This is a genomic window from Blautia parvula, from assembly GCF_020215665.1.
Lineage (GTDB): Bacteria > Bacillota > Clostridia > Lachnospirales > Lachnospiraceae > Blautia > Blautia celeris.
Genome location: NZ_CP084061.1, coordinates 3,271,375 through 3,288,458, shown reverse-complemented (window position 1 = coordinate 3,288,458; position 17,084 = coordinate 3,271,375). Strand labels below are relative to the sequence as shown.

Here is a 17,084-nt window from a genome sequence, read left to right as displayed (position 1 = left end):
CGCCGCAGGAAAGCCGGCTGAAAAAATGGAGGAAAAGAAAAATGAGAGACGAAGTGAGAAGAAGAGAGATTGAGGAAGCAGCAGCGGCAGGTGAGAAGGCTCTTTACAGCCTGGAAAATGCAAGAGAAAAGCTTCAGGGAGCAAAGAACTGGGGAATCTTCGATATGCTGGGAGGCGGGTTTTTCACAGACATGGTAAAACATTCAAAAATGTCGGATGCCACAGCTTATATGGAGGATGCAAAAAGTCAGCTCCTTGTTTTCCAGAGAGAACTTAGGGATGTCCAGGTTCCCCTTGACCTGCGCATGGACATCAGCTCATTTTTGAATTTTGCTGATTTCTTCTTTGATGGGATCGTGGCTGACTATCTGGTGCAGAAGAAGATCAATGATGCCAGAGAGCAGGTGGATGACGCGATCATGCGGGTGAGAGCGATTCTCGGGGAGCTGAGAGACCTGTTGAATGAATAAGATAGAATAGGAGGGAATTATATGGGATGTCTTGGAAATGTACTGTGGTTTGTGTTCGGCGGCTGTATCAGCGGGCTGAGCTGGTGTCTGGCAGGGCTTTTGTGGTGTGTCACGATAGTAGGTATTCCTGTGGGAATGCAGTGTTTTAAGTTTGCTGCACTGGCTTTTTTTCCTTTTGGGAAGGAAGTGCAGTACGGCGGAGGGGCAGGCTCCCTGCTTCTCAATGTCATCTGGATGATAGTGACAGGAATCCCCCTGGCTCTGGAATCTCTGCTGATCGGCTTTTTGCTCTGTGTCACAGTGGTAGGTATTCCTTTTGGAATGCAGCATTTTAAAATCGCCAAGCTGGCACTTATGCCGTTTGGAGCGGAAGTATACTAAATAAAAGAAAAAATCGGGGCTGCACGAGCGGAGGATTCGTGCAGCCCCGAAGGGTTTTAAACGTATTTTTCCAGTGTGCTGCGGACAGCGCCTGTACCGGCTGTCATCTGTGAGAAGTAACTGCATACAGTGTCAGCCATGCCCACATCATAGAGGTTCACACCGAAGATCTTTTCATTTTCCAGAACCGGTTTCAGCAGTTTTTCCGCATCCACGGCCTCGCCCAGTTTTACGTCTGCAACGTAGGGGCGTACGGTATCCAGAAGCGGGTCCGGACTTAATTCAAAAGCATTGCCGTTGTCATCCACACCCATCAGATAGCGGAACCATCCTGCGAATACAAGGGGGATCAGCTTCAGGTCTGATACATGCAGCTTGGGGGAGGCCTGATATGCCTTGATGGTCTCACCGAAACGGATCGCCAGCTTCTGGGAAGTATCTGTGGCAATACGCTGCGGGGTATCCGGCATGAACGGGTTCGGGATACGGACACCAAGTACCGTGTCAATGAACTCTTTGGGGTCCAGAATGCCCGGGTTTATAACAACCGGCAGGCCTTCTGCGTAGCCGATGCCCTCTACCAGCTTCTTCAGGGTCTCGTCCTTCATCTCTTTGGAGATCAGGTCATATCCCAGAATGCAGCCGAATACGGCAAGGGCGGTGTGCAGAGGATTTAAGCAGGTGCAGACTTTCATCTTCTCCACCTTGTCAACGGTCTCACGGGTGGTGAAGATCAGGCCGCCTTTTTCAAGCTCGGGTCTTCCGTTGGGGAAGGCATCCTCGATGACCAGGTACTGGCATTCCTCTGCGTTTACGAAGGGAGCCACATAGGTGTTCTTAGAGGTTACCACCGGCTCTAATTCTTCCACGCCGTCTTTTTTCAGGATCTCTTCCACGGACGGGTCAGGTCTGGGAGTGATCTTGTCGATCATGGACCAGGGGAAGGAGACTTTAGCCGGGTTCTCGATATAGTCCACAAAGGCTTTGTCTGTCAGGCCCGTCTTTGACCATTTATCAGCAAATGCGAAGACTGCGTCGTGGAGTTTGCTTCCGTTGTGGGAGCAGTTGTCCATGCTCACCATAGCGATAGGCTTTTCGCCTGCCTGGAATCTGGTGTACAGAAGGCTTACCACTTTGCCGATGTAGCTCTCCGGTTTTTCCGGGCCTTTTTCCATGTCAGCCACAACAGAGGGGAGCATCTCACCTTTTCCGTTAACAAGGCTGTAACCTTTCTCTGTGATGGTGAAGCTGGCCATCTGCAGGGAGTCTTTTTTGAAGATCTCACGCAGACGGTTGAAGTCCGTGTCATTCTCGGAGTCAACGGTGAGAGATTCCACAACACTGCCCACAACGGTTTTCTCTACAGAGCCGTTTGCTTTTAAAGTCACAAGGATATTGTAGCCGTCGTGGGGACGGTTCATTTTCTCTATGATCTCATAGTCAAATCCCTCTGCAACTACCAGGCCGCGGTCCAGAACGCCTTCATTTAAAAGGTTCTGCACCACATTTGCCTGAAAGGCGCGGAAAATGTTGCCGGCGCCGAAGTGGACCCAGAACGGATTTTCCATGGTCTTTTCCGTTACGGCTGCTCTGTCGAATTTCGGAAGGGAATAGCCTTTACATTCCCACTGTTCTCTGTTTTTTAAACCCAGTTCATTTACCTGCATGACTATCTTGCTCCTTTCACGATTGCTTCCCAGAGTCCGTTTAAGTAAGTAGCGCCCAGTGCTCTGTCATAGAGGCCGTAACCCGGCATTGCCACTTCGTCCCAGATCATGCGGCCATGGTCAGGGCGGACAGGTCCTTCAAATCCGATGTCGTAGAGTGCTTTCATGATCTCATACATATCAAAGGTTCCGTCTGTGGAAAGATGGGCAGCCTCCTCAAAATCTGTAGGAGAGTTGAATTTCAGGTTACGCACATGTGCAAAATGGATTCTGCCTTTTAAGGAACGGATCATATCCGGCAGGTCATTTTCCAGGTTGGTGCCGTAGGAACCGGAGCAGAAGGTAACGCCGTTGTGCGGGTCATCCACCATTGCCATCATGCGCAGGATGTTGGCTTTGTTGATGATGATACGCGGAAGGCCGAATACGCTCCATGCAGGATCATCGGGATGGATTGCCATATTGATGTCGTATTTGTTGCAGACCGGCATGATGCGCTCCAGGAAGTATTTCAGGTTCTCGAATAATTTTTCGTCGTCAATGTCTTTGTACATGTCGAACAGCTCTTTGATCTTAGCCATACGCTCCGGCTCCCAGCCCGGCATGATCGTGCCGTTGGTGTCGCCTGCGATGGATTCAAACATGTTCTCCGGGTCAAGGGCGTCAACCGCTTCCTGTGTGTACGCAAGAACTGTGGAGCCGTCCGGTCTTACACGTGCCAGCTCTGTTCTGGTCCAGTCAAAGACAGGCATGAAGTTGTAGCATACCAGATGGATATCTTCTTTTCCCAGGTTTTCCAGAGTTTCGATATAGTTGTCAATGTACATGTCTCTCTCCGGAGAGCCTGTCTTGATGGCATCATGGATGTTGACGCTCTCGATACCGGAAATGTGAAGGCCTGATGCGGCAACTTCCTCTTTCAGGGCAGCGATGCGTTCCCTGCTCCATACTTCGCCCGGCTGTGTGTCGTAAAGAGTGGTGATAACCCCTGTCACACCTGGGATCTGGCGAATCTGTTTCAGAGTCACTGTGTCAAATTTAGAACCATACCATCTTAATGTCATTTCCATAGTTTTTGTATCCTTTCTCTTTTCCGCTTGGGATTCATTTACTTTGTTATCTATTATTATAATTACTGCAGAGAAAAAGCCAATTGACTGATTTGTTGTTTACATTGCAAAAGTTGCGGTTTCGTGATAATCTATAAAAAATGACGGAGGTGACAGGTGTGAAAAAAAATCTGCAGACAGCGTTCAGCACCAGGCAGTATATGCTTTCCAAAGATTTTGAGGTCTATTATTACAGTGATTTTTATCTGTCCCAGGTAAAGGACCATGCGCATGACTACTATGAATTTTATTTTTTCCTGGAGGGGAATGTGGGTATGATCATCGAGGGGAAGGAGTATTCCATGAGGCAGGGGGATATTGTACTGATACCTCCGAAAGCGCGGCACCACGCTGTGATTCGGGACCAGGAGCTTCCATACCGCCGTTTTGTATTCTGGATCACGGAAGAATACTGCAACAGTCTTATGGAAATTTCATCGGATTATGCCTATCTGATGCAGCATGTAAAGGTGACGAAGAATTACATTTTTCATACGGATGTGGTGATTTTCAATACCATCCGCTCTAAAGTCTTCGGGCTTATTGATGAAATGCGCTCCAAACGGTTTGGCAGGGAGGCGAAGATATCCCTGTGTGTCAATGACCTGATCCTGCACTTGAACAGAATCGTCCATGAACAGAATTATCCGAAGAGTGAGCGGGAGGAGCTGAACCTGTATCAGGGGCTGGCTGATTATATAGAAGAAAATCTGGATGGGGATTTGTCCCTGGAGAATCTGGCGAAGCAGTTTTATGTGAGCAAGTACCATATAGCCCATGTGTTTAAGGACAGTACGGGACTGTCCATCCACCAGTATATCACCAAAAAAAGGTTGTCCGCCTGCAGGGATGCCATACTGGGGGATGTGGGGATCAGTGAGGTGTATCCCATGTTCGGGTTCGGGGATTACTCCAGCTTTTACCGGGCATTTAAGAAAGAGTATGGGATATCGCCAAAGGAATTTAAGGATATGCAGGTGACGCTGTAATATAAAATGTCTGGAAATAGTTGACAAAATGAACTATTTGGCGTAGTATATCTGGATAGTTAATAATGTTAACTAAATAGAACCACAGGGACATTTCACAAATTCGTATACAGGAGAGAGAAAAATGGAATACGACTGGATAGAAATGATGGAGAGAATGCAGGATATCAGGCTTTTTTGCAGTCTGCATGTAAGGCGGGCAAAAAAAGGCGGGATCTCCTCTGCACAGGAACTGGATCTGCTCTCCAGGGTGGCGCTCTCCGGGGAGAAACTTACATCCCATATGCTCTGCGCAGGGATGGGTATCAGCAAGCCGGTAGTCAGCCGTCTGGTGGATAGCCTCTGCAGAAAGGAATTTCTGGAGAAAGAGGCGTGTGCAGCAGACCACCGCAGTTATTATCTGTGTATCACAGAGAAAGGGCGGGAGGAGCTGGATCACACATATAAGTATTATCTGGAACCCCTGTATTCCATGAGGCGCAGGGCCGGGGAGGAGAACTTTGCCCGGCTTATGGAGCTGATCCGCCTGGTGAACCATCAGGCAGGGGAATCCGGGGAAATGAAACAATAACAGAAATCAATCATTCAGGGAGTTGATCATTTGAGTATTTATCAGGAACTACAGTTGAATCAGGCCGGTTCAAAGGCACTGATCCGGAACAGTAAAGACAGCAGGGAAAAGAGAAGGCATCTTCTCATCTATGTTTTCAAAGTATTTCTGACGCTTGCATTCTGCATGGCATTTGTCACAGCTTATACAAAGATATTCGGGGAGGACAACAGTGTGGCCGGGGTGGTAGTGCTGCTTACCGTGATGGTGTTCCGGTCCGCGGATCTGGGAATCAAAGCCTCTCACGGTATGGGGGTTATTGTCATTTTGTTTGCCGTTCTGGCCGTGGGGCCGAGGCTGACCCATATGGTGCCGGCGGGATGGGCGTTTTTACTGGATTTTGTCTTTTTGCTTCTGCTCCTTACGCTGGGATGCCACAACATTATCATGGCCAATCACGCTACCTGGGTTCTGGGGTATCTGCTGCTTCAGGGAAATGATGTGTCCGGACATGCGTATTTCATGCGGGTCCTTGCGCTGGCATTGGGCGCACTGCTGACTGCGCTTGTCTTTTACAGAAACCACAGGGAGATTACCTATAAGAGGGGACTGAGGGATCTGCTGGGGGAATTTGCCCTTTCATCAGCCAGGACGAAATGGCAGCTCCGCATGGCCCTTGGCATCTCCTCCGGCATGTTTTTTGCGCAGCTCCTGCATCTTCCGAGAGTGATGTGGGCGGGATTTGCCATGATGTCCATTATCCAGCCTTTCCGGAAGGATCTGCTCGATCGGTTCAAATACCGTTTTCCGGGAAATGCCATTGGGTGTGTTCTGTTTTTCGGGCTGTGCGCGGTGCTGCCGGAGAGCTTTTACGGCTGTATCGGTATGCTGGGCGGCGTTGGTGTGGGATTCTCGGCAACCTATCTGTGGCAGACAGTGTTCAACTCCTTCGGGGCCCTTGCCATGGCTACGGGAATGTTCGGCATGACAGGGTCCATGGCGCTGAGGCTGGCAAATAACCTGTTCGGCGTGGTATATGGTCTGGTGTTTGATTTTGTGTTTGAAAAGGTATGCTGTGCGGCGGAACGTATCTCCCGGGGAACGGAATCCGCGGATGCGGCATAAGTGTGTTCTTCTCATTTCAGGAGGGAATAGAGCTGGGCGTATTCCTCCCGGAAAATGGTATCTTTGCGGAACACAAAGTTAAGTCCGTGCAGCAGGTGGAATTCCTGTAATTTGATCTCTTTTAATTTTCGGCTGCGGAGCTCATGTTCCGCGGCTTTTTTGTACAGAAAAGTGATGCCGCACCCGGAAGCGGTCAGACGCTTGATGGCGCCGATGCTGCCGTATTCCACCACGCGGGCAAAGTCAGCGAGCCTTAAGTTCTGCTGTGCCAGGATGGACTCCAGGATATCCCTGCTGCCGGAACCTTTTTCCCGGGTGATCAGGGTGTAGGGCAGCAGGTCCTCTAAAACGCAGGGACACTTGGGAAGGGGAAAGTCCGCGGCGCATACAGCAATATAAGGCTCTTTGCTGTAGGGCAGGAAGTCGTATTCTTCCTTGGGAAAAGAGCCTTCCACCACGGCGAAGTCAATGACCCCTGTATCGATCTGGCGCAGCAGCTCTCTTGTATTCTGGACCGTGATCTTCATGCGGCAGCCCTTGTCATCGCTTAAGATTTTCGTTATCTTCTCGGGAAGGATATATTCGGCTACGGTGAGAGTGGCGCCGAAATGGTATTCTTTTTTGGGCTGCTGCGCATTTCTGAGCCTGCGGCGGAGATGAGATTCATCGTTTTTCATGGTCTGGGCAGAGGCGTGGAGAAGCTTTCCGGCCTCCGTCAGATATAATTTCCGGCCCTGTATGGTGAAAAGGTGTGTTCCGTAGGACTCTTCCAGAAAATGGATGTGCTGAGAAACAGCCGGCTGTGTCAGACCAAGCTTATGGGCTGCACGTGTATAATTCAATTCTTCGCATACGGTTAAAAACGTTTCCATACGAAAATCCTGCATTTTCTTATCCCCCTCTAAAAATATATTCTGGTTATAGTATAAAGTATTTTTATAGAAAAATAAATATAAATAATTTTTATTTATCATAAGAACATGGTAAGATATACCAAAGAAAATGCTAAAAGGAGAAAGGAAGTATGAATTTTGTGAAAAAGAATTGGAAAGGCCTGCTGCTCTGTCTGGTCATTGCAGCAGCAGGCTGGTATCTGGGAAAACTGGTCCCTGTGGTGGGCGGTCCGGTTTGTGCCATTTTGTTGGGAATGGTAGTAACACACTTTCTGAAGGATAAGACGGATTTGCAGCCCGGTATTACCTTTACATCAAAAAAAATTCTGCAGTATGCAGTGATCCTTCTGGGATTTGGGATGAATCTCACAGTTGTTCTGAAGACGGGGAAACAATCTCTTCCTATTATCTTATCCACCATTACCACATCGCTGGTTATCGCTTATGTGCTGCACAGGGTTATGAAAATTCCCGGAAAAATTTCCACTTTAGTAGGGGTTGGTTCATCCATATGCGGCGGTTCAGCCATTGCTGCTACAGCGCCTGTTATTGACGCGGATGACGAGGAAGTGGCCCAGGCCATCTCCGTTATCTTCCTATTCAATATTCTGGCGGCAGTTCTCTTTCCTGCGTTTGGAGCTTTGATCGGATTTGATACGCACAGCGGGGAAGCTTTCGGAATTTTCGCGGGGACGGCTGTCAATGATACTTCTTCTGTAACAGCCGCTGCATCTACCTGGGATTCCCTTTATAATCTGGGTAATGCCACGCTTGACAAGGCTGTGACCGTGAAGCTGACAAGAACCCTTGCCATCATTCCCATTACCCTGGTGCTGGCAGTAATACGTACAAAGAATTTGGAAGAGGAGGAAGGGAACAGTGTTGAATTAAGAAAAATATTTCCTTTCTTTATCCTTTACTTTGTAGCAGCTTCTGTTATCACCACGGTCGCTGTGTACTTTGGTGTCCCGGCGGGGATCTTCAGTCCTCTGAAGACGCTGAGCAAATTTTTCATTGTCATGGCAATGGGTGCAATCGGACTGAACACCAATGTGGTGAAACTTATAAAAACAGGCGGAAAGCCAATCTTCATGGGCGCCTGCTGCTGGGCCGGGATCACATGTGTGAGTCTGGTTATGCAGAAAATACTAGGAATATGGTAAGAAGAATGCCTGCCGGGGCGACAGACGAATTGTCTTGACCCGGCAGGCATTTTGTATGCGCGTCAGTATTCAGGACGCGTGTTTTTTCAGCTGTTTCTTTGCGTACTTTTTTACCTTGCACTGGCAGTGGCCGCAGCCTTTTCCGGCTTTGGTCATTTTCCGCACTTCTTTGAAGGAGGAGGCACCATCCTTTATGGCCTCCTTGATATCTTTTTTTGTGACCTTAAAACAGGGACACAGATATTTCTCCCCGCTCATATCAAAGCACCAGGGAAGGGGCAGTGTATACTCTGGCTGCCAGTTCGGAATCCAGCATATAGAGGCTCTTGGAGTCATGTCCGAAAAGCTCGAACTTACGGATCAGGTCCTCCGCATTTTTTTCCTCCTCGCCCTGTTCTTTTACAAACCAGTCAAGAAACTGCATGGTGCGGAAATCTTTTACCGTGTACGCAGCGTCGTAGATATTGTGGATCAGGCTGGTTACATACCGCTCATGTTCCAGGCTGGCATGCAGGGGCTGGTCAAAGGCATCGAATACCTTGTCCGGCTTGTCTATGGATTCCAGTGATATCTTTTCACTGTTATTCTGCAGATACTGGATGAAGAGCATGGCGTGGTCGCGCTCCTCCTGGGCCTGAACGTTGTACCAGTTGGCAAAACCGTCGAGTCCCTGGTCTTTATAGTAATTGGCAAAATCCAGATATAAATAGGCGGAGTAGAATTCTTTGTTGATCTGCGTGTTCAGCAGTTCAGATACATTTTTGTCTAACATTGTAAAAACCTCCTTAAATTGGACTATTTTATGCAGGTATCCTGCAACTTAGATTATAGCACGGTACGATGGTTTCAACAATGGTAAAATTATGACTCCGGTCGTGTGTGACTATAGTTTACGGATTGGATCCATTGGGCATAACCGGTGGTTAAAATATTTGAATGAAAATTAAAAAGGAATCAATAGTGCCCAAAAGGTACATCTGTTATAATAGCTATAACAGAGAACGAAAGCCGGCGCCGGCTGTCCCTCTGTAGGATGGAGGACAATGTTATGAAAATCAATGAAATTATCAGAACAAGAAGAAAAGAACTGAAGCTGACCCAGGAACAGGCGGCAGAATATCTGGGAATATCGGCGCCGGCTGTCAACAAATGGGAAAAAGGGGTGAGCTATCCGGATATCACGCTGCTTCCGCCGCTGGCAAGGCTTTTGAAGGTGGATTTGAATACCCTGCTGTCCTTTGAGGATGATCTGACGGGGGAGGAGATAAATCATTTCTGCAATGAGGTCTTTTCCGTGCTGAAGGAGAGCGGGTATAAGGAAGGATATGAACTGGCAATGAAGAAGATCCGGGAGTTTCCAAACAGTGACAGTCTGATTTATAATCTGGCCGGTTTTCTGAAGGGTACGCTGCTCATGTTTCCGGTTCCGGATGAAGATAAGGCAAAGTATGAGGAGGAAATCCGGGAATTATTTGAAAGGGTGGCAAAGAACAGCGAGACTGACTGGGGGATAAGGGGCAGTGCTCTGAATATGCTGGTGTCTGATTATATTACAGCGGAGGATTACAGCAGAGCGGAGGAGCTGCTGGCGCAGATGCCGGAGCCTGGGGTGGATAAAAGGCCAATGCTCACACTTCTGTACAGAAAACAGGGGAAAGTTGAGGAGGCAGTGAAAATGACACAGCAAAAGCTTCTCCAGGCAGCGGGCGATGTGCAGAACTGCCTGATCACGCTTATGGAAATTTATAAGAAGCAGAGTGACTGGGAGAACATGGAATATTATGCAGGTAAATGCAGAGATGTGGTGGAACTGCTGGATCTGTGGCAATACGGAAAGTATATGGCAGATTACGAGATGGCGGTTGCAGAAAAAGACGCGGACAGAACGCTGGAGCTGCTCGGGAAGATTTTGGAGACTATGGGCGAGCCATGGGAACTGAGTAAGAGCAGGCTGTATTATAAACTGGCTGAGCAGAAGGAGAACAGCGGGCAGCAGACGGAAATATTTAAGCGTATGCGAACCGGGTTATTAACGGAGCTGGAAAAGAGTGAGGAGTTTGCGTTTGTAAGGGACAGGCAGGAGTTTACGGAATTGATTGAAAAGTTCCGGGAAGACGGCGGACCGGCCTGAAGATGACCGGCCGGAGAATGTGCGGCGGAGGCTGTGCAGTCATTTGCTGATAAATGGCAGAGCAAAGGAGTACGGATATGAAGGAAAAGATTTTAGTTGTGGGTGCGGCCATATTGGATGTGCTGGCAGAGCCGGCCGACGAACATGTTTTTGAGACCGGTTCAAGCCCGGCAGATGCCATCACCATGAGGACAGGAGGGGATGCTCTGAACGAAGCGACAGTTCTGGCAAAACTGGGGAGGAATGTCCGGCTTCTGACCGTGCTGGGCAGCGACCCGGCTTCAGAGATCATCAGGGGCCACTGCCGGAAATATGGGATTGGACTTGAACTTGCCAGGACAGAGCCGGGTGTGGATACAGGCATCAATGTGGTTCTGGTGAAGGAGAACGGGGAACGGAGTTTCCTGACAAATCCTCACGGCACACTGCGCGTTCTTTCCGGGGAACATCTGGAGGGAGAACTTTTCCGGGATGTAAAGATCCTGTGTTTTGCCAGTATCTTTGTCTTTCCGAGGCTTGGAAATGCGGAGATGGAGCGGCTGTTTCAGCGGGCGAAAAAACAGGGCGTGCTGGTGTGTGCGGACATGACAAAGAGGAAGAACGGAGAAACCGCGGAGGATATCCGCGGGGCGCTGGCCTATGTGGATTATCTTTTTCCGAATTATGAGGAGGCAGTGCTGGTTACCGGGAAAAGAGAACTGCATGAGATCGCAGATACATTTCTGGACTGCGGTGTGGGCAATGTGGTGATCAAATGCGGGGATAAGGGATGTTTTGTGAAAAACAGGGAAATGTTTTTTACAAGCCCTGCCGTTCCCGGTGTACCGTGTGTGGATACCACAGGAGCCGGCGACAGTTTTGCGGCAGGTTTCGTGTACGCATTATCAGAGAAAATGGACCTGCAGACAGCAGCGGCATACGCAAACGCATGCGGTGCGCTGGCAGTGCAGAAACTGGGAGCTGCGGAAGGAATTGACAATATTGTTCAGGTAGAAAATGTGGTAAAGAAGTATCATTCTCCATGAAAGTATGGTAATATGGAACAGTGAAAAATTATCCGGATATATATTCATCGGAGCGTGTTTGAAAATGGTTTCGGGAGGCTGTGTGTCACAGTTGGTCGGAATGAATTTTCTGACAGGCACTGGTTCCGGAGAATGGGGGATGAAGTTATGTGGAACAGAATTGACCTGAAAATGAACGGTAAGGCAAATTTCCTGAAAAATTACGGACCGGCAGTATTGGTATCCCTGATATCGGCTCTTGTGGCGACAAAATATGGGCGCAGCTATAGCAGTGACGGCCCTTCGGGATCGTTCCTTGAGTTTTCCGGACTGCATTTGAAATTTGACTGGAGCCATTCGTTTTTTAACTGGGGAGGAAGCGCTTACAGTGCGGGAGCTGTTTCCCTGGCAGTGATCTTACTTGATATTTTTGTGTTTCAGATGCTGCTGATGGGGGCCTGCAGATTTTATGTGGAGAACAGGGATTATAATGCGCCGGTTTCTAAGCTGTTGTTTGGGTTTAAGAGCGGGTATTACGGAAACTCTGTGCTGGTTATGTTCATGAAAAATCTGTTTGTGGCTCTGTGGACGCTGCTGCTTGTGATTCCGGGAATTGTGATGAGTTATGCTTACCGAATGGTTCCCTATATTCTGGCGGAACAGCCGGATATTGATTACAGGGAGGCTCTTCGCATCAGCAAGGAGATGATGTATGGGCAGAAGTGGGAAGCATTTATTCTGGACCTTTCTTTTTTCGGGTGGCTGATAGTTGGTGGAATCACATGCGGAGTAGCTGGGATTTTTTATGTGAAGCCCTATGTGGATGCCACCAATGCGGAGCTTTATGTGGCACTCAGGGAGGACTGGTTTGGCAAGACTGCCAGGAGCTGATGGTTTTTCCTGTGTTTGAATGAGCTGACAGGACCGGCCTGCCGGATTCTATATGGATGTATGATGCAGTTTGGACTGCATGGTGATTCGTATGGAGGACGGCAGGCCGGTTTTTTGTTGTGCAGAAAAGTTGTTCGTTTTTCCCTGTGCAGTCTGAAAGTGCTTGGGGCAGGCTGCGGCGGGTTATGGTTTGGGGTAAATGTCTTTCAGGGCGTTCATGATCAGGCGGAAGGTCAGGTCAGCCATGTGCTGGGGGGATTCGCCTGTGTCGGAGTCCAGCCAGGTTTTGATCAGGCCGATGCATCCTGTGAGGCAGAAGGAATAGGAGTATTTCAGGCTGTCCATGTTTTCCGGGAAGGTGGCTTTCAGGACCTTCAGACTGTGCTCGGAGATAATGCTCTCTATGCGGCTGACAAAGGACATGTCGCCGTTGGGGCCTAAAAGGGCGCTGCAGATGTCTTTGTTTTCCCAGAGGATCAGGAAGATGTCCTCTATGAAGGGGAAGCTGGCTTCATTGAAGGGGCTGACAGGGTGTTCCTGGATGATTTTCAGGATTTCTTCCTGCAGGTCGTTTTCTATGGTTTCCAGCATGTTGTAGATGTCTGTGTAGTGGAGGTAGAAGGTGGAACGGTTGATGTCGACTTCTTCTACCAGTTCTTTTACGGTGATTTCTTTGATGCTTTTGTGCTGCATGAGTTTGGAGAGGCCGGCGCGGAGTTGGGATTTGGTTTTTCTTATGCGGCGGTCGGGTTTTTTTGGCATGATTTTTGGGGCTCCTTTCTTTGATTATGGGGACGGTGAAGTCACAGCGGCAGGGCCGGGAGGGCGGGGTGTCAGGTGAGGGAAGCGTTCCGCTGCCAGGGAGCTAACCTGCTCCCAGTTACTAAATTCATCGGCAATGGCCTCTTCATTAAGTAACTGGGGCAGGTGGATCTCCCTGGCGCTCCTCTGAGACATCCCTCACCTGACACCCCGCCCTCCCGGCCCTGCCGCTGTGACTTCACCTGGTTATCAAGTGCGGGTGGCTGAGAGTGAAGGTGTGGGGCGGTTGGTTATTAAGTGCGGGTGGTTGAGAGTGAAGGTGTGGGGCGGTTGGTTATTAAGGGCGGGTGGCTGAGAGTGAAGGTGTGGGGCGGTTGGTTATCAAGTGCGGGTGGCTGAGAGTGAAGGTGTGGGGCGGTTGGTTATCAAGTGCGGGTGGTTGAGAGTACTGGGGTGGGGAAATGTTAAAAAAGTATAAAATGAGACATATTTGGGGCGGGGTGTCTAGTAATGGATGGGGTGAGGGGGGATTGATGGTTGTGGGGGTGGGATGGTTTTAGTATAATACAGGTTGCTTTGAAAATCAACACGGTATCTATTAATGGATTTGGAGTGTGCTAATGTGAAAGTGGGGCATAGAATGGTAGAAGGGGTTGGTGGATGGCGTGTTGGGAATAATGGTGACAGAAAGGGGAATGTGATTTGCTGAGAAAGGAATGGAAGGGACTGGTCCATAATAAACTGCTTTTGGTGGTGGTTGTGGCGATTGTTTTGATTCCTACGATTTATACTACACTGTTTTTGGGGTCTATGTGGGACCCTTATGGGAATCTGGATAAGCTGCCGGTGGCGGTGGTGAATGAAGATAAGGCGGTTGCTTATAATGACAGGGAGCTGAATGTGGGGGAGGAACTGGTTGAGAAGCTCCGGGAGGAGGAATCGCTTTGTTTTAATTTTGTGGATGCGGAGACCGCCGAAAGAGGGCTTAGAAATGGTACTTATTATATGGTGATCACGATTCCGGAGGATTTTTCCGAGAATGCGTCTACGGTGATGGATGAGAAGCCAAAGAAGATGGAACTTGCCTATCAGACCAATCCGGGGACGAATTATATTGCGTCCAAGATGAGTGAGACAGCTATGGAGAAGGTGAAAAACAGTGTGGCGGAGGAAGTGACGAAGACGTATACCCAGGCTGTGTTTGATCAGATCGCTGAGGTTGGGGACGGGATGCAGGAGGCTGCTGATGGGTCCAGGGACCTGAAGGACGGTGTGAGCAAGATATCGGACGGAAACAGGACCATAACGGATAATCTGGAGACTCTGGCGGACAGCTCCCTTACGTTTCGGGAAGGGAGTGATACGCTGCGCGTGGGGCTGAAAATTTATGTGGACGGCGTGAGCACGGTAAAGGACGGAGCCGATCAGTTGGATTCGGGAGCGGCTGAACTAAAGGACGGTGTGACGGCTGCAGGAGCGGGAGTGAGTGAACTCTCGGATGGCACCGGTACGCTGGTTTCGGGAGCTGAGGAATTAAAGAGCGGTGCAGGAGCGCTGCATACCGGACTTTCACAACTGGATGGGCAGGTGCCGGCACTGAAGGACGGGGTGGATCAGCTTGCACAGGGGACAGGAGCACTGGCAGACGGAGCCGCCCAGCTGGAAGCCGGAGGTACAGCTTTAAAAGTGGGGGTATCGAATGCAGACGCGGCAATGGCAGAACTGTGTAAGGGGCTGGAAGTGCTTCGGCAGAGCACGGAGACGCTGCCGGATTCCGCAAAGCAGATTCATGAGGGTGCAGAGGCTCTTGTTCAGGGAACGGGAGCACTGGAGGCCGGAAGTGGGAATCTGAAGACAGGAATAGAACAGCTGAGGGCAGGTATGGAAGCTGTCAACGGGGCAGAGGGAGCAAGTTCTGCACAGTTGGCAGACGGCGTTTCCGCGCTGCATCAGGGGCTGGAACAGTTATATGCCATGCTGACAGCAGGCGGAAACGGCAGTGCGCAGGGTGCTGAGGAAGTGACAACCGTTCAGACAGACGTGGATGTCACAGAGGCAGAGGCGGCTTTGGAACCCCTGCACGGGCAGGCAGACGAACTGCAGGGAAAGGCCGGGGAGCTGGAAGCTTCTGCGGATGGAATTGCAAGTGTAAATGCTGTTTCTGCAGACGGCCTGGCTGAGGCGCTTGATGCAGCTGTGGCTTCCGGTGATATCAGCCAGATTATAGAGGCAGCCGGTCAGGCGGTTGCCGCAGCACAGGAAAATGAGCGTGCAGTGTATAAGGCAAACGGACGTTTAGAAGGCGCGGCTTCTCTGCTTAAGGAGGGTGGCAGTGCCTTAAGAGGGGCCGGGGAGGCTGTATCGGCAGCAGCGGATGCGGCAGAGAACGGTCTTGCAGGCGTCAGCGGACAGACCGTAACTTCTGTGGAAAGCCGTCAGGGTTCGGGCACAGAGGCCCAGATGATGGAACAGGTGGTAAATGTAGTAGGGAAACTGCGGGACAGCAGTGAGGTCCTTGCAGATAAAACTGTTGCGTATACGGACGGTGTGAAACTGGTGACGGATAAAATGTCCGGGCTGGAGACCGGGGCCGCGGCTCTTAACGCAGGTGCCAGCCAGACAAAGGCAGGAGCGGAGCAGCTGGAGGCAGGAACAAATGAGCTGGATCAGAAATCCCCGCTTCTGAAAGCCGGCATAGAACAGGCGGCAGCAGGGGGACAGCAGTTCCGGGAAGAGGCTATGAAACCGCTTCAGGACGGTGCAGAAAGTCTTTTGAGCGGTATTACCGGTGTGGGCAGCGGAGCTGTACAGGTGAAGGATGGAGCCGGTACGCTGCAGGGGAAGGTACCGGAACTGGAGACAGGAATCCGTCAGTTAAATGATGGCGCAGGCAGTCTGGATGATGGTGCCGGCACCCTGGCGGACGGAGCAAAACGGCTGGACAGCGGTGCGAAAGCACTTCTTCAGGGCAGCAGCCAGCTCTATGACGGTGCATCCAGGCTGAAGGACGGAACCGGGTCCCTGGTTTCCGGGACCGGCGAGCTTACCGCCAACAACAGCACACTTCTGGATGGGGCATCCCGGTTAAGCGAGGGGGCCGGACTGATTCAGGAAGGTGCCGGGAAACTTAAGGATGGCAGTAAAGAGCTGGGAGACGGCATCAGCCAGGCGGCTGACGGGTCCGATACACTCAGCAGCAGCCTGCTGGACGGTGCAGAACAGGTGAAGGATACAAAAACCACGGATGACACGGTGGAAATGTTCGCCGGTCCGGTGGAGACGAGAGAGACCATGATAACGACCGTGGAAAATAACGGGCACGCCATGGCACCGTATATGATGAGTGTGGGGCTTTGGGTGGGATGTATTGCATTCAGCCTGATGTATCCGCTGACAAAATATAAGGGAAAATTAAAATCAGGCTTTTCCTGGTGGCTCAGCAAGGCATCTGTGCTCTATGCCATTGCTGTTTTGCAGGCAGTTGCCATGGTGCTGCTTCTCCACGTATTTGACGGGTTCAGTCCTATGGAGATGGGGCGGACCATTGGATTTGCATGTCTGGCCAGTGTGGCATTTATGTCAGTGATGTATTTCTTTACCAATTTTATCGGCAAAGTGGGAAGCTTCCTGATGCTTGTATTTATGGTGGTTCAGTTAGCAGGGTCTGTGGGGACTTATCCGCTGGAGATCTCAGGTTCTTTTGTGCCTTATCTTCATGAGTGGGTGCCGTTCACATATTCTGTGGAAGCGTTCAGAAGCACGATCTCGGGTGGAGAGAGTATCCAGGGCGCGGTTGTATTTATGATCATCCTGTGCGTGGTATTTACGGGGCTTACCCTGATAGAATTCCAGCTCAGGGCGAGGAAGATCAAAGCCGGCAAACATATTCTGGCAGACTGGCTGGAAGAAAAGGGTCTGGCATAACAAAAAAATCACGGGAAACCGCAGA

The 17,084-nt window shown here is 50.1% G+C and carries 16 protein-coding genes; 10 read left to right on the top strand and 6 right to left on the bottom strand.

The features are described 5' to 3' along the window. Positions 1-41: 41 nt before the first annotated feature. Positions 42-470 carry a hypothetical protein gene (locus LC508_RS15165; RefSeq protein WP_033141460.1) on the top strand — a complete coding sequence of 143 codons (429 nt, stop codon included), beginning with the start codon at positions 42-44 and terminating at the stop codon, positions 468-470. 21 nt (positions 471-491) lie between these two features. Continuing rightward, positions 492-851 (top strand): YccF domain-containing protein, encoded by a 360-nt coding sequence (locus LC508_RS15160; RefSeq protein WP_033141459.1) that lies wholly within the window; start codon positions 492-494, stop codon positions 849-851. 56 nt (positions 852-907) lie between these two features. Here the strand turns inward: LC508_RS15160 and LC508_RS15155 are convergent, their stop codons facing one another. Together LC508_RS15155 and uxuA are read right to left on the bottom strand one after the other, a co-directional pair. Then, a complete protein-coding gene (locus tag LC508_RS15155; protein ID WP_103732681.1) occupies positions 908-2,518 on the bottom strand; it encodes a mannitol dehydrogenase family protein in 1,611 nt (536 codons plus the stop codon). A gap of 2 nt (positions 2,519-2,520) precedes the next feature. Beyond that, complete coding sequence (gene uxuA / locus LC508_RS15150; protein ID WP_018595261.1) at positions 2,521-3,588, bottom strand: mannonate dehydratase; 1,068 nt, start codon at positions 3,586-3,588, stop codon at positions 2,521-2,523. A 158-nt stretch (positions 3,589-3,746) separates the two neighbouring features. On the opposite strand from uxuA, the gene LC508_RS15145 reads away from it, so the two are divergent. From LC508_RS15145 to LC508_RS15135, 3 genes are all read left to right on the top strand, one after another. After that, positions 3,747-4,616 carry a helix-turn-helix domain-containing protein gene (locus LC508_RS15145; protein ID WP_033141457.1) on the top strand — a complete coding sequence of 290 codons (870 nt, stop codon included), beginning with the start codon at positions 3,747-3,749 and terminating at the stop codon, positions 4,614-4,616. 124 nt (positions 4,617-4,740) lie between these two features. Next, complete coding sequence (locus LC508_RS15140; protein ID WP_033141456.1) at positions 4,741-5,187, top strand: MarR family winged helix-turn-helix transcriptional regulator; 447 nt, start codon at positions 4,741-4,743, stop codon at positions 5,185-5,187. 30 nt (positions 5,188-5,217) lie between these two features. After that, on the top strand, positions 5,218-6,291 hold the full coding sequence (locus LC508_RS15135; RefSeq protein ID WP_103732682.1) for an FUSC family protein: 1,074 nt from the start codon (positions 5,218-5,220) through the stop codon (positions 6,289-6,291). Between the two features lie 11 nt (positions 6,292-6,302). Here the strand turns inward: LC508_RS15135 and LC508_RS15130 are convergent, their stop codons facing one another. After that, complete coding sequence (locus LC508_RS15130) at positions 6,303-7,178, bottom strand: LysR family transcriptional regulator (protein WP_103732683.1); 876 nt, start codon at positions 7,176-7,178, stop codon at positions 6,303-6,305. Positions 7,179-7,315: 137 nt separating this feature from the next. Here LC508_RS15130 and LC508_RS15125 point away from each other — a divergent pair, with 137 nt between their 5' ends. Next, positions 7,316-8,347, top strand: a complete 1,032-nt coding sequence (locus tag LC508_RS15125) for a YeiH family protein (protein WP_033141453.1) — start codon at positions 7,316-7,318, stop codon at positions 8,345-8,347. A gap of 69 nt (positions 8,348-8,416) precedes the next feature. Here the strand turns inward: LC508_RS15125 and LC508_RS15120 are convergent, their stop codons facing one another. Continuing rightward, positions 8,417-8,605: a (2Fe-2S)-binding protein gene (locus LC508_RS15120; protein ID WP_033141452.1), complete on the bottom strand. Its 189-nt coding sequence runs from the start codon at positions 8,603-8,605 to the stop codon at positions 8,417-8,419. Between the two features lies 1 nt (position 8,606). Next, positions 8,607-9,119, bottom strand: coding sequence for a ferritin (locus tag LC508_RS15115; protein ID WP_033141451.1), 513 nt, complete (start codon positions 9,117-9,119; stop codon positions 8,607-8,609). Between the two features lie 276 nt (positions 9,120-9,395). Here LC508_RS15115 and LC508_RS15110 point away from each other — a divergent pair, with 276 nt between their 5' ends. The 3 genes from LC508_RS15110 to LC508_RS15100 all read left to right on the top strand — a co-directional run bounded on the left by LC508_RS15110 (position 9,396) and on the right by LC508_RS15100 (position 12,373). Continuing rightward, positions 9,396-10,478, top strand: coding sequence for a helix-turn-helix domain-containing protein (locus LC508_RS15110; RefSeq protein WP_054353728.1), 1,083 nt, complete (start codon positions 9,396-9,398; stop codon positions 10,476-10,478). A gap of 77 nt (positions 10,479-10,555) precedes the next feature. After that, positions 10,556-11,503, top strand: coding sequence for a carbohydrate kinase family protein (locus LC508_RS15105; RefSeq protein WP_225305190.1), 948 nt, complete (start codon positions 10,556-10,558; stop codon positions 11,501-11,503). 147 nt (positions 11,504-11,650) lie between these two features. Continuing rightward, positions 11,651-12,373 (top strand): DUF975 family protein, encoded by a 723-nt coding sequence (locus LC508_RS15100; protein ID WP_103732779.1) that lies wholly within the window; start codon positions 11,651-11,653, stop codon positions 12,371-12,373. A gap of 183 nt (positions 12,374-12,556) precedes the next feature. Here LC508_RS15100 and LC508_RS15095 read toward each other — a convergent pair whose 3' ends face one another. After that, complete coding sequence (locus LC508_RS15095; RefSeq protein WP_033141447.1) at positions 12,557-13,135, bottom strand: TetR-like C-terminal domain-containing protein; 579 nt, start codon at positions 13,133-13,135, stop codon at positions 12,557-12,559. A 702-nt stretch (positions 13,136-13,837) separates the two neighbouring features. Between LC508_RS15095 and LC508_RS15090 the strand changes: the two genes are divergently transcribed. Beyond that, positions 13,838-17,059: a YhgE/Pip family protein gene (locus tag LC508_RS15090; protein WP_103732767.1), complete on the top strand. Its 3,222-nt coding sequence runs from the start codon at positions 13,838-13,840 to the stop codon at positions 17,057-17,059. Positions 17,060-17,084: the final 25 nt, after the last annotated feature.

Coding starts and splice junctions, on each gene's coding strand:
- LC508_RS15165 (WP_033141460.1), top strand. CDS start 42: ATGAGAGACGAAGTGAGAAGAAGAGAGATTGAGGAAGCAGCAGCGGCA.
- LC508_RS15160 (WP_033141459.1), top strand. CDS start 492: ATGGGATGTCTTGGAAATGTACTGTGGTTTGTGTTCGGCGGCTGTATC.
- LC508_RS15155 (WP_103732681.1), bottom strand. CDS start 2,518: ATGCAGGTAAATGAACTGGGTTTAAAAAACAGAGAACAGTGGGAATGT.
- uxuA (WP_018595261.1), bottom strand. CDS start 3,588: ATGGAAATGACATTAAGATGGTATGGTTCTAAATTTGACACAGTGACT.
- LC508_RS15140 (WP_033141456.1), top strand. CDS start 4,741: ATGGAATACGACTGGATAGAAATGATGGAGAGAATGCAGGATATCAGG.
- LC508_RS15130 (WP_103732683.1), bottom strand. CDS start 7,178: ATGCAGGATTTTCGTATGGAAACGTTTTTAACCGTATGCGAAGAATTG.
- LC508_RS15125 (WP_033141453.1), top strand. CDS start 7,316: ATGAATTTTGTGAAAAAGAATTGGAAAGGCCTGCTGCTCTGTCTGGTC.
- LC508_RS15120 (WP_033141452.1), bottom strand. CDS start 8,605: ATGAGCGGGGAGAAATATCTGTGTCCCTGTTTTAAGGTCACAAAAAAA.
- LC508_RS15115 (WP_033141451.1), bottom strand. CDS start 9,119: ATGTTAGACAAAAATGTATCTGAACTGCTGAACACGCAGATCAACAAA.
- LC508_RS15110 (WP_054353728.1), top strand. CDS start 9,396: ATGAAAATCAATGAAATTATCAGAACAAGAAGAAAAGAACTGAAGCTG.
- LC508_RS15105 (WP_225305190.1), top strand. CDS start 10,556: ATGAAGGAAAAGATTTTAGTTGTGGGTGCGGCCATATTGGATGTGCTG.
- LC508_RS15100 (WP_103732779.1), top strand. CDS start 11,651: ATGTGGAACAGAATTGACCTGAAAATGAACGGTAAGGCAAATTTCCTG.
- LC508_RS15095 (WP_033141447.1), bottom strand. CDS start 13,135: ATGCCAAAAAAACCCGACCGCCGCATAAGAAAAACCAAATCCCAACTC.